This is a genomic window from Enterobacter cloacae complex sp. 2022EL-00981, from assembly GCF_028737495.1.
GTDB lineage: Bacteria > Pseudomonadota > Gammaproteobacteria > Enterobacterales > Enterobacteriaceae > Enterobacter > Enterobacter cloacae.
Genome location: NZ_JAQZRK010000015.1, coordinates 1 through 12,618 on the forward strand (window position 1 = coordinate 1; position 12,618 = coordinate 12,618).

A 12,618-nucleotide genomic window follows, 5' to 3' on the forward strand; every position below is an offset into this window, starting at 1 on the left:
GCGATCAACAACCTGTTTGACTGCTTCAGTTTTAAACTCTTCGGGATAACGCTTACCGCTCATGGGCACCTCTCTTTAAGCCATCTTAAATGACTCTGAGGTGTCTGTTAAACCCGTGGCGATTCACTCCCTAAAAGCGATGCTTGCTGCTCATGAATACCGACGAGCACAGAATGGAACCCGAATCTACCCAAACACTTTACGAGATATGTGGGGAAAGGAGTACTCTCAATCAGGAAAATGCCATTATCACGCCTGTCTTGTATTCAATAAAGATGCATATTACCATCTTGGTAGCTATGATGATGATTGCTTGAGGGGCATGATTATAAATGCATGGTACAGCGCATTAGGGTTGCAGCTTGAAGATTGCCCTGGGCTGGTTCATTTTCCTGAAAACGGGAAATATATTCTGGACAAAAATAAAACAAGTTTTATTTTTGATTATCATGACTTACTAAAGCGACTCGAATATCTTACCAAGGTTGACTCGAAGGTTTTTGGGGAAGGTGACAGGAATTTTGGGTGCAGTCGGGGTTAATCATTTAACCAGGCCTTGTTAATATGTATAACAAGGCCTTAGGCTCAACTAACCTACAGAAGACGAATTAACTCTTCCCGCGAAATCCTGCGACGATGTACCTCATCATGGCAAACATTACAGAGAGTAATTAAGTTATCCAGTGTATTTTCTCCGCCATCAGCATGATGTTCAATGTGATGTAACTCGAGGAAGGTTCTGGGGTCATTAGCGATTTTACGGGCATGAGACCAATGGCAGTGCCTGCATGCATGATGGTCGCGTTCAAGTACAGCGACACGTACAGGATCTGGAATCTTTCGGTCATGCACTTCAGCCTGTCGATCTTCCTCGAGTAAATAAGCTCCGACTTCTAGCTCCGGTCTACCTGAATTTTTGGTGGCGATTGGCCAGCCATCTTCTGTTCGTAGCTCACGTGTTCGTCGCGCCCATTCCTTGCTATCGTTTGCAAGGTATCGTAGTTCTTCGCCAGTCACGGGACGGCCAACATTCTTGCGCAGATAAGACAGAATTTTATCTTTCGTGGAGATCTTGCTTCGTCTGAGAACATTCGCTTCATTCCAACGCAGGGCTGCTTCCCTGTCCTGTTCTGCTGCCATCAGTGCATAAACGTCGGTTTTAAGAACGTTAATCGTACTGGCATGGAGCTCTTCCGGTGTCACCTCTCCTTGTTCGATCATTTCCTTCAACGTAGTGCCGCTTAATACGGACCAACCAAACTGCACACGCAGCTCTCTGATCCTTCTGGCATATTCACTGATACCCGCAACAACCATCAGTTCGTCACCATGGATGATGACGCCGGGATATTTGAGTAAATAAGCCAGAATTCGGTCACGGGCTGAATTGCAATTCTCATCATTCATCAAAGAACTGCCTAAATCCCGCAACAAATGGTTGGCGGGGATTAGTGCCAAAACCTGTTCCCGTAGGGAGTCGTCCTTAAGCTTAAACTCAAAGTCGGTAATCAATGCCAGAAGCTGTTTACGCAGCGTTTCCGGTACGCTCTTCTTCGATCTTCTCGCCATTTTGAATTAGGTATTCCATTAAATTGAGCACGTAGGTCGCAATTTTCTGCGCAAAAACCGGCGGTACAGCATTGCCAATTTGCCTTGCGATTTCGGTTTTTGAGCCCACAAAAACAAATTCATCCGGGAAACTCATCAGGCGCGCGGCTTCACGATGCGTAATTGGACGATGTTGCTCTGGATGTAGATAACGCCCCTTCTCAGGCTTAAAGAACTCAGTGCGGATCGTTACAGAAGGCCGCTCCCACCACAAACGGCCAAACAAATCCGTGCCACCCGAGGTTTTTTTAATCCAGCAGGCAGGGGTAATGTCAGGTCTATTTTTTTGCAAATCGAACCGGTTTCCCCCTACCGGGACAGCACGGTAGCGTTCCTGCGAAAGGGCGGTTGGATTCCGCCCAAAGTGGAGATCTAATGGGGGTGGGAGATCACGCACCTCAGTCCCAACCGGCTCAGGCAAATCACCTATAAAATCTCTTACTGTCAGCCAAGCTGGCAGATCCGCCCCTTTATCAGGATTCTGGTGCGACTGCACAGGCGGGAATGCTGGGATGCTATTCAGTAGGAATCGCTCTTTTTTAATTCCAATTGCAATAGCACGTTTGCGCGTCTGCGGAGCACCGTAGTCGGCCGTATTAAGGACAGAAGGATTCAGAAGCAGAAACCCCATGTTTTCAGCACGAGCACAGATGTCCTGAAACTCATCACTGGATAAGAGGCCCGGAACATTTTCCATCACAAATACAGAAGCAGAAGACCTCTCAATGATATCCATATACGGCTCCCAGAGCGCCCGTCGATGGTCCCCTTCTCGGTTCTTGTTGAGCAGGCTGAATCCCTGGCATGGCGGGCCGCCGATAACGATATCAGCCTCAGGTATGTTGTTTTCAGCAATCCACTCTTCGATGTTCGCTACAATGCCATGCTCACCAAAGTTGGCATTGTATGTGCTGATAGCCGCCTTATCGTTGTCCAGAGCCAGGACACTTTCAAAATGAGCGCCATTTTTCCCCTTCATGAAGCCGCAGGATAAACCGCCAGCACCACAAAATAGATCAATGACTTTTAATTTATTGATTTTACTCATTAAAATACAATCCCAGTTCCTACATAAGTATCAGCGATTAAGTATACCATAAAGCAAACCTGTATGTATTTACAGTAATGCGGTAATACATTGTAAACAATGCTTGGAAGTATATAGCTAATATCAAATCCCTTAATATCGAAGAAAAGCAGTTCAATTATTGCTCATCGTGGACTTCTCGACGCTTCGGGCTGTCCGCTCAGTGCAAAAAGCGGGCGTTGCAAAAATCTATCTGTAGGAGGTTATCTAAAGTGAATGGTCGTTTGACGGGAATACTTACACTGTATCCACTCCACGGGAAGATGCTGTGCAGAAGGGGAGCATCAGAGGATAGTCGCTGAAATCGAGTTGGTCATTGAGAAGTGGCATAAGAAAACGGCTCCCTGTTAAGGAAGCCGTTATAGTGCCGAGTGCCGCAGATTAAGGATCGGTTGGCCGATCCTTAACTGATCGGCATTGCGCATATGCGGGCCTTTTATTCAGAAAAATCAGTTTTTTAGTGCGCATCAACAATATCTTTGGTTATCTTCTCTAAATACCGGAGTTTACCAACTTCAGAGCGCTGTTCTAAAGGTTCCACAGGCATCTTTATTTTTTCTACTGCTTGTCTTACGTTTCTCAAATGATTAATTTGATCTTTAGAGTAAGTAACACTTTGATTTTTCTTTGCTTTCTCTATGTTTGTGTCTATTTCAATCAAGATAGACATGAGTTTACGATCAAGCTCAGTTTCTGTGACCCTTGAAAATTTATTTTTGTACTGAATTATATATTGACGCCGTATTTTTCTTTTTAGCACTCGCCTTTCTTTAATCGTGTTTCTTACTGAAATTAAAGATAAAAGAGCAGCGGCAAGGCTTGCAACACATGACAGTAATAGAATTAGATTTTCTTTTTCAGAGATTAGTGAAATTATTTTTTCCATTTTAAACCTCCTACTTGAATTCTAAGAACGGAGTACAGTCCGCCACATGTCTATTGTACCGCTCACAAGCGTGTGTTATGAACACACAGCTTAAGCATACTACAAATGGCCAGTAGTTGCTGTTTGCATCGTAATTGGTTGTAGCCACTGTAATACCAAAAAATATGGAAAAAAGTATGCCTATAAGCAAGCAAATCCCAAACAAGGCTATGTTCCTTGAGGAGAGGCCGATTGCGATAGCATAAAGTGAAGTTGTCACGCTCATAGTCTGTATCGATGGGACATGGTTTGCTCGAATTACAGCTTCGATAATCAATGGAGATAGAGGGAGAACCATGTGTAACGCAAGGCAAAATATATAGTTAGACCATGCCTCGTTAAGCCCTTTGATTGGAGTGCTCATCTGAATATCATCAAACCGTAACTAATAATTTGAATGATTATACCCTTTGCTTTCAATAGATTAAATGTCTTAATTCTAATGGCTTTATAATATCAGGTAATGGTTGGATGCAACTTAAGACTGCCCACACGTGAAAAAAAATAAACAATACATATCAACAAGTTAAATACAATTTACACATGTCAATCACGACAGAAACCAGCCCACCTGAGAGTTATTTGAAAACCATTTGCGGTCTGAAAGGCGCGATCAATAGCTAAAGCAACATAAATTTAATCAATCCCCCAGCCTAAAGTGCAATGGGCGACATAAACCGACCGCAACTTGAAGGTGCCTTCTGAACCGCTAAAGTCCGCTTCTGGCACATAGCGAACCGTCATCCCAGTTAGCTCGTCCGTTCTGTACAAGTAGTGGACAATGAAAGAAAAAATAACGGGTCTTACTAACCTTGCGGAGGCCATCTAAGTCTGTGTACGAACATCTCTTCACGCAACAGAGGTCCTCAGCTCGCACCAGAGTTAATTTTGATGCTTTTTTCCTTAGCTTGAGCATTGGAAAGTAGGGCGATTATCAGCGTTTTCTTTTATGACTGTCCACAGATTCGATCCCGCTCTTATTCTCGACTATCGTAAACCAGCCCGCCGCATTCGCTCCTCTAGTTCATCCAGAAATGGGGAACGCCCCAGACGCATAGGCCCGTAGCGACCATCAACAAAACCGGAATACAGCATATGCACCTCGTCCCGTGCGCGGGTCAGCCCCACATAGAAAAGACGTCGGCTTTCACGCAGCTTCTCTGGCGTCTCATTACGCCACGGCAAATTCCCCAGATCTAAGCCGACCATGATAACCACGTCATATTCGCAACCTTTGGCTGAGTGAAGTGTCAGCAAATTGAGGTGCTCAGGTGAACCGTCACGACCACCTAGGCTCGTGATATCCAACATCGCTAACGCACCGCCTTCGGCAAGTGCTGCAGTCATGCGATCTAGTTGCTCAGCCTGATCAGAAAGCGTCGGTTCAGTTGCCAGCAGGGAATCAACGAGACCGTTGCGCAACGACGCGACAAAATCGGACGCAGAATGTTGGTCGGCACGAAGTGCCCAAAGTAGCCTGGTTAACTCCTGCCCCTTACGCCGGGCGCATGCATCATCCAGCCTTGCCCGATGAAATGCCAGATAACGGTCTATCAGTCCGCGCAGTTGAGGGCGCCCGATACGCCAACCGCCAGCACACCATGCCGCGCAATCCTCCACCCAGCTCGTCAAGGCAACTTTGCGATAAGGTGCTGCGGTATCCACACGAATGTAATCAAAACCGCTAGCTGTCACCGCATCGGCCACAATATCGCCGGCACGGTAGTCCTTGTACAGAATGGCGATATCACCCAGTGTTCGGCCCGGCTTAGCAGCCAACGCAGCAGGAATAATCTGCTCGACAGCATAGACAGCCTGATCCCCCAAGCCATCCGGACACAGCTGGAACGCAATGGTTGTCTGGCGGTTTGGGTCGTTTGCGCGATAACCACGAACCTCACCCAACACCATCTCCGATGCATTCACGATGTCCGCTCCTGATCTATAGTTCAACTGGAGCCGGACTGTTTCAACGTCTCTCCTGCCTGCCAGTTCTAGTAGTAACGCACCATCGGCACCAGTGAAACCGTAAATAGATTGGTCTGCATCACCCACTGCAAATAAGCGTACCCCTCCCTCGAAAGCCAGGCGTTTGACCATACGATGGAGCGCCACGCCCAAATCTTGATATTCATCTACCGCAAGGATCGGAAATTTCGCCTGTACTAGAGGCAGAACCCAATCATGCTCAATGATAAGACGCTGGCCAAATATCACCATATCGTCGTAGTCTATTAGCCCTTGCTGCCGCAATTCTGCTTCATAGGCCTCAGCCCATGCAGCGAGCTCCTCCTCTGCACGCCAGGCAACGCTGTTGCGATTCAACACCGAACGGCGATGCCGTCCGAGATCAATAGCCTTATAGGGATGGTTTGCGCCAAAGAGACGGTCACCAGATTGTCGAAGTAACCGTTCGCTCTCGCGTTGAGACGCTACTGACAGCGGAAATGGGATTGGCAGATCGGCCAGTCGTCCATAGGGCATCAACAGATGGCGTAAGCAGAACCCATGAACGGTTCCAATAAAGAGATTCGGTGCCTCTCTGAGCCCCAGCGCTTCGAGACGACGGGTTAGCTCGCGTGCGCATTCTTGGCTATATGTAATACATGCCGCACCACGTGGAGCCTGAACATCCTCAGCCAGGATTCGGGCCAGCTTCAGCACGAGTGTCTTTGTCTTACCACTACCCGGTCCAGCAAGCACCACGCAGTGTCCCTGGGAGTGATACGCGGCTAACTGGCCCGGATTCCCGGCCAGCTCGGCAGCTTGAGCTAAGTAGGCTGCACTGACACTACGTGACGGCATCGCAAATATACTCCAGTGCTTCACGAATGTAATCTGGGCATACATCCTCCGACACCGAAGGTGCCAGCGCCTGGGCGAACCGCCCTTTGCCAATTCGCTCAATCAGTTTCAACAACCGGACATTATCAAGCTGGTCCGTGTCATCCACCCACGCCTGTATCCTGTTCAGAGTAGCTTGTCTAGGAGACAATTCTTGTTCGATAACCAACTTCATGGCTTCGCCCAGTCCACCGGTGAACAGCTCTGGCTCCAGAGTGGTCTCATTGACGAAGCATCCATACTCCCTGGCAAGCTCAATCACCTCATCAGCATCCATACCTTCATGGTCAACATCCTCCTCAAACACCTCGAGAATATTGATCAACCGCCTACGAACTAGTGGAGGGCCGTTCTCCATAGGGTCACGGTCTGTCAGAATCACGTGCGGTATATTAAGCCCCCGTGGCCCCAGGAGCTTCACATACGGAGTGAAATTTGTTCCACCGATCGAGCACACCGTGATCCCAAGCATATCGAGGGGAATATTAAGAGCATCTGCGAATGCCGGGACAAGAAAGCGTTCAGCATCTCCTTCCACCAGGATCACACCACGTGAAAAGAATATTTCGCCGCGGGTGACATCAATATAGCGCTGCAGATCATCTTCGTCCCGCGGCGTAAAAGGTGCGTTTGCCGTTGAAACCGCAATCGTCTTCCCTTCCTCCGGATCATGGCGCAGCAAAACGATGGATCTGATTGGTGTGACACTGGCTATATGCGGGGAATGGGTGGTCAGGATCGTTGTCAAAGGTGTTCCTTCATCACCATCCTCCCGGTCAGTACCCAAGAAATAGCGGTAGACCAGGCGCTGTACGTGCGGATGCAGGTGCGCTTCCGGCTCCTCGACTACGAAAAACGTATGGTCTCGTTCTCCGTCATTAACAAGACGATCAAGTTCGAGACTTTTCAGGGCCAGAAAAATCAGATTAGCCGTCCCCAGACTGGCATCGCCAATGCCACGAATGCCACTGTCAAGCAGCAAACGCAGGCTACGTAGCAGCGCATCAACGCGAGTCGGTGCAAGTCCGAGCGATACCGGAACGGCATGTTGCTCGCCTGCGATAGCAATCAACCTTTCGCTAATTCGTTCGGCTGTCGCTGCCACCTCATCATGATCAGCCAGTTCCCGCTGAGCCTCATCAACCTGGGTTTGAATCTCCTCACGAGTCTCGTCGTCCAGAGATGCAGACAGTTCTTCAATAAGTGGTCTTAAGGGTGAATTACGCCAGCTTGAAAGATCCTTCTCGGCATCACGCAACGCGCCTTGAACATCGATGGGCAACATACGGCGAAACGCACCACCAATATGCATGTCAGGATCAGCGCCACCGAAGATCACATACTCATAATCTTTTAACGATTCAGGAGCGCGATTTAACTCGGTTTTGGGCTGAAAACGGTAGGTAAGACGGGCCACCATCGGGGGCCCTGGATTTAGGACACAGTCATTCAGATGTGCCATCAATCGGGGATCGTCAGTGAAATCAGTAAGATCCACTGAAATTTCGATGGTCTCCCCCAATTTGTCGTCGCCCAATCCATCCCAAAAATGTTCAAAACCCAGTTGACGGTCACGCTCAGACAACCCAGGGTCAAGAATCAGCTGCAAGCCGCGAATAAAATTGCTCTTGCCAACCTTGTTTTCACCAACAATAACAATACTCTCACCCGTTTCAACATCAACATCGGAGAAGTTGGCGAAATTAATTAACCGGATTCGGGAAATCCGCATTACTGCCTCCCTATCTTTTTAATTATCTTCCAAAAATAAGAGTAGCACTCAAACCGTAAGAGACTGCCTGGCACGATCTAATCTGCTGAGGGATACGGTTGCGATCTAAACGGTTCTTGGCCATTGCACATTTTTTGCTGTTCAAATCTATGTGTCCAACGAAGGTAACAGTTCATCGTAACAGAGAGCTAAACCATGCCTATGATCCATCTCACAAGGTGGCTGTTTGTCGTCACTTTCTTGCTAAGTGGCTGCGCGAACTGAAGTTGCAGTTAATCGACGCGGCATTGCTAGAAGATTCCCACGCTCTAGCAATACGGCACGATTTCAACAGACACTGACCGGCCTCCTAAAAGTAATACAGTACAGACTTAACACCGTCTCTGACCCAGGTCTCATGAGGAGGAGTATGAACAAGCACTATCATGGTCAGTCCGTAATCTAAACACTCGTTGCTTTATTAACCGATTCCAGAAAATCTCACGCCTTCATTACCTCTGTGAACAATCGGAATACTTCATTCCGTCCCTATCATTTCACAGGAGTAACCATGTCCGATGCCCCCGATACACTAGCTAGTACTGAGACTTTACGCTCACAACTTTCATTCTTACCCCAACACGCTTGCGACCGAATTCTTTCCAGACTTCAGCACGCCATTCATTACGAACCAGTAATCGGCATCATGGGCAAAACCGGTGCCGGTAAATCTTCTCTCTGCAATGCGCTGTTCCAGCAGCCGGTATGTCTGACCAGTGATCTAATGGCCTGCACCCGCGAGCCGCAACGACTGGTGCTGACCGTTGGTGAACGTAGCATGACGCTGGTTGATTTGCCGGGGGTGGGAGAGACTCCGGAAAAGGATGAAACCTATCTCTCACTGTACCAGCAACTGCTTGCTGAACTGGATTTGATTATATGGGTCCTCAGGGCCGACGACCGTGCACGGGCAACGGATATTGCCACACATCGGGCTCTGCTGAACGCCGGTGCCAACCCATCGAGATTTCTGTTTGTGCTGTCCCAGGCGGACCGGGTACGGCCAGTACCTGATGGCGATGAATGGCAGGCACTTCCGGATGCAGAGCAATGCCTTTCTCTTGCCGTTATTAGCTCGATGGTTGCCGGACAGCTTTCATCCTCTTTCCCCGTGATGGCGGTGTCTGCGCACACTAGCTACAACCTGTCAGCCCTGGTAGAACTGATGGTGCATGCTTTGCCTCCACAAGCCAGTAGTACAGTCTATCGGCAACTGAAGTCTGAACATAAAAACGCTGAAAGCGACTCCGCTGTGCGGCAGCAATTTGGTGAAATAGCTGGCAGCGCATTTGATTCCGTCATTGATTCAAACTCTCTACCTTCCGGATTGCGGGTTTTGCTATGCCGGTTACGTGAAAAACTGGTGCAGCTAGCAACTGGCCTCTGGGACAAGTTGTTCGGTTAAACCGGTAATTCAGAGCCAAAAACCACTGCTCAAAAAGCAGTATATTGATCTATAAAAACGATCAATAATGAAATATCGATCGTTTTTATCTATTAAAATATCGATAAATCATCCCTCTATTGATCGCTTTTACCTATCAAAAACAAGGGCATTTTCCTCACAGGAGTCTGACTGGCAGGGGGACAGGCATAACGACATGGACGCTAACCACACACCAGCGTTTTATCCGTTTGTTATCCCCTCGTGACTGCCCCTGATTAATCCACAAGGTGATATATGAAAATTCAAACAGTAATTGCAATTGTGTTATCTGCCGCTTCGGTATCGGCTCAGGCTGGTAATTGGGCTGTGAAAAACGGCTGGTGTCAGACCATGACCGAAAACGGTCAGGCACTGGTGATGTTGAAAAATGACACCATTAGCATATTTGGTCAGCTTCAGGGATGCCCCAATGGCCCGCAGGAGCTTATGGGAAGTCGTATTGCCGTGAATGGCAACCTCGTTCCTACATCGCAGGTCTGTAGTCAGCAAACAGGATTTAAAGCCATAGAAGTTGAAGGCGGCCAGGCCACTGCTGCCGCGAAAAAAGCAATTGTCTCCATTGCCAGCCAAGAGGTTTCAACCCTGCAAGTTTTTGGCGGACAGATGACTTTCACCCGTGGAGACATGATGAGCGTCTGCCCGAAATATGTCTCTGCTCTTCCCACCAGCGCCGGGAGCAGCTCACCAGAGATAAATAAAGGTTCAGTCATGAAAGCAGCCAAACAGGCGTATACAAAAGAGTATGACAGCGAAACCGCTGAGGCCGCTGATTTTGGCAGCTATGAAGTGAAGGGAAATACCGTGGTATTTGAAGTCTACAATGCTGGATATAGAACCTACGACAAGGTCGTGGTCACTGTTGGCACAGATGGTAAGGCCACCGGTGCAAAAGTGGAATATATGGGTCGTTAAGAGCTTTCGAATAACACAGTTCAAAGTATCAGAGGCCATGTTCTTTCGAGAGCATGGCCTTTTTCTTTTTATGCCGATGAATTCAGAAAAGGAGTTATCTATGCGCTTAGCTTCCCGCTTTGGCAGGGTCAATCTTATCCGTCGCGACCGACCATTAACGCACGATGAAATGATGTACCACGTTCCCAGCGTATTCAGCGCTGAAAAGCATGAATCCCGTAGTGAACGATATACCTGTATTCCAACTATTACTCTACTTGAAAGCCTGCAACGGGAAGGTTTCCAGCCATTCTTTGCCTGTCAGGCACGTGTTCGCGATCCCGGTAAACGTGAGCACACTAAACACATGCTTCGTCTGCGTCGCGAAGGCCAAATCACAGGCAAGCAGGTGCCTGAGATCATTCTGCTAAACAGCCACGATGGTTCAAGTTCATACCAGATGCTACCGGGATTATTTCGTGCGGTTTGCCAGAATGGGCTGATATGCGGTGAGAGTTTTGGCGAGGTACGAGTACCACATAAAGGAAACGTGGTAGAGAAAGTGATTGAAGGAGCTTATGAAGTGCTTGGGGTTTTTGACCGAATTGAAGAAAAACGTGACTCAATGCAAAGCCTCTTGATTCCCCCTCCGGCTCAACAAGCGTTTGCGAAAGCGGCATTGACATATCGCTTTGGAGAGGAGTATCAGCCAGTAACCGAAGAACAAATCCTTGCGCCACGTCGCTGGCAGGACGAATCCAGCGATCTGTGGTCCGTGTTCAATCGGCTACAGGAAAACCTGATAAAAGGTGGTTTGAGCGCTCGTACAGCCCAAGGCAAGCGTAGCCATACCCGCGCAGTGAAAGGGATCGATGGCGATCTGAAGCTTAACCGTGCTTTGTGGGTGATGGCTGAGCAAATGCAACAGGCGCTGGGCTGATGAGACTGCGGACTGAAAAAGGAGGATAAATGAACACTGTAATATCACTGATACCCGCATCCGCTCCCGCCGTACCACTAGCCTTAACGCCATATGCACAGCGAACAATTCAAAGGGCCTTGAACCTGCTGGATAAACACCTGCGACAACCCGGCGTGTCATTCCTCTCTACAACCGAAACCCGTGACTGGTTGCGGTTAAAAATGGCAGTGCTGGAGCGGGAAGAGTTTATCGCTCTGTTTCTGGATAACCAGCACCAGTTGCTGGCCTGCGAAACTCTGTTCACCGGCACCATCAACCATACTGAGGTCCATCCCCGCGAAATCGTAAAGGCAGCTCTACGGCATAACGCCGCAGCGGTGATCCTCGCGCATAACCATCCCTCCGGCATGGCAGAACCCAGCAGGGCAGACCGACTGATCACCAGCAACCTGCAAAACACGCTGTTACTGGTTGATGTGCGGGTTCTCGACCACCTCATCATCGGCCACCGGGAGATCGTCTCGTTTGCCGAGCGGGGATGGCTATGAAAATCATCAGCAAGCGCCAGGCGATGACGCTTTACCGCCAAACGCCCGGTTCACGTCTGGCGACGTACTGTAAAGGTCGTTACCGCTGGACCGGTAGCATCTGCCATTACACCGGTCGCAACGTCCAGGATATCAGCGGCGTACTGGCCGTTTTTGCTGAACGTCGTCAGGACCGCGACGGCCCGTATGCCATCCTGCGCAGCGTGACACTACGATAACTCTGGAATATCACGATGAATAAAGTACCTGTTCAGGAGCAGGTTTGGGGCTTACACAGTCAAACCGTTCCATCATTCAGCGCCCGGTTAGTTCAGGAAGGGCGACGGCTGCATTTTCTGGCCGACCGCGCCACGCTTCTCGGTACTTTCAGCCCGGAACAATCCGCAGCGCTGGATGCGATCTTCCCAGCATTAATCCGGGATATGGAAACCGCTCTGCTTAGCAGCAAACTCGACCCACATGAGGCTAAACAATACATCTATATCCACAACGGTTTCGCCTGCGAGTCAAATACGTTGGGGAGTTGCGGTTATGTTTACATCGTAATTTATCCTCAATCAGAAACCAGCTAGAAC

11 protein-coding genes and 1 pseudogene are annotated in these 12,618 nt (G+C 48.8%); 7 read left to right on the forward strand and 5 right to left on the reverse strand.

What is annotated here, in order from left to right:
* Positions 1–124 precede the first annotated feature (124 nt).
* Positions 125–541, forward strand: a pseudogene (locus PUZ33_RS14060) (inovirus Gp2 family protein); the annotation flags it as partial.
* 53 nt (positions 542–594) lie between these two features.
* Here PUZ33_RS14060 and PUZ33_RS14065 read toward each other — a convergent pair.
* The 5 genes from PUZ33_RS14065 to PUZ33_RS14085 form a co-directional block, all read right to left on the reverse strand.
* Positions 595–1,569 (reverse strand): HNH endonuclease, encoded by a 975-nt coding sequence (locus PUZ33_RS14065; protein WP_096878215.1) that lies wholly within the window; start codon positions 1,567–1,569, stop codon positions 595–597.
* Positions 1,526–2,656 (reverse strand): DNA cytosine methyltransferase, encoded by a 1,131-nt coding sequence (locus tag PUZ33_RS14070; protein ID WP_252107824.1) that lies wholly within the window; start codon positions 2,654–2,656, stop codon positions 1,526–1,528. The genes PUZ33_RS14065 and PUZ33_RS14070 overlap by 44 nt, the downstream gene beginning before the upstream one ends.
* A gap of 496 nt (positions 2,657–3,152) precedes the next feature.
* Positions 3,153–3,581, reverse strand: a complete 429-nt coding sequence (locus PUZ33_RS14075; RefSeq protein ID WP_252107823.1) for a hypothetical protein — start codon at positions 3,579–3,581, stop codon at positions 3,153–3,155.
* 1,026 nt (positions 3,582–4,607) lie between these two features.
* A complete protein-coding gene (locus tag PUZ33_RS14080; protein ID WP_252107822.1) occupies positions 4,608–6,425 on the reverse strand; it encodes an ATP-dependent helicase in 1,818 nt (605 codons plus the stop codon).
* Entirely contained in the window at positions 6,412–8,196 is a 1,785-nt protein-coding gene (locus PUZ33_RS14085; protein WP_252107821.1) for an ATP-dependent nuclease, read from the reverse strand. The genes PUZ33_RS14080 and PUZ33_RS14085 overlap by 14 nt, the downstream gene beginning before the upstream one ends.
* Positions 8,197–8,746: 550 nt before the next feature.
* Between PUZ33_RS14085 and PUZ33_RS14090 the strand changes: the two genes are divergently transcribed.
* The 6 genes from PUZ33_RS14090 to PUZ33_RS14115 all read left to right on the forward strand — a co-directional run bounded on the left by PUZ33_RS14090 (position 8,747) and on the right by PUZ33_RS14115 (position 12,615).
* Positions 8,747–9,640: a GTPase family protein gene (locus PUZ33_RS14090; RefSeq protein ID WP_252107820.1), complete on the forward strand. Its 894-nt coding sequence runs from the start codon at positions 8,747–8,749 to the stop codon at positions 9,638–9,640.
* A gap of 276 nt (positions 9,641–9,916) precedes the next feature.
* The gene (locus PUZ33_RS14095; RefSeq protein ID WP_252107819.1) at positions 9,917–10,594 is read left to right on the forward strand and encodes a hypothetical protein; all 678 of its coding nucleotides are present in this window, start codon (positions 9,917–9,919) and stop codon (positions 10,592–10,594) included.
* Between the two features lie 100 nt (positions 10,595–10,694).
* Positions 10,695–11,513 carry a DUF932 domain-containing protein gene (locus tag PUZ33_RS14100; protein WP_252107825.1) on the forward strand — a complete coding sequence of 273 codons (819 nt, stop codon included), beginning with the start codon at positions 10,695–10,697 and terminating at the stop codon, positions 11,511–11,513.
* A 29-nt stretch (positions 11,514–11,542) separates the two neighbouring features.
* Positions 11,543–12,043 carry a RadC family protein gene (radC, locus tag PUZ33_RS14105; RefSeq protein WP_252107818.1) on the forward strand — a complete coding sequence of 167 codons (501 nt, stop codon included), beginning with the start codon at positions 11,543–11,545 and terminating at the stop codon, positions 12,041–12,043.
* Positions 12,040–12,261 carry a DUF987 family protein gene (locus PUZ33_RS14110; protein ID WP_252107816.1) on the forward strand — a complete coding sequence of 74 codons (222 nt, stop codon included), beginning with the start codon at positions 12,040–12,042 and terminating at the stop codon, positions 12,259–12,261. Before radC ends, PUZ33_RS14110 begins: the two co-directional genes overlap by 4 nt.
* A 15-nt stretch (positions 12,262–12,276) precedes the next feature.
* Entirely contained in the window at positions 12,277–12,615 is a 339-nt protein-coding gene (locus PUZ33_RS14115; protein ID WP_252107814.1) for a type IV toxin-antitoxin system YeeU family antitoxin, read from the forward strand.
* The last annotated feature ends 3 nt before the right edge of the window (positions 12,616–12,618 follow it).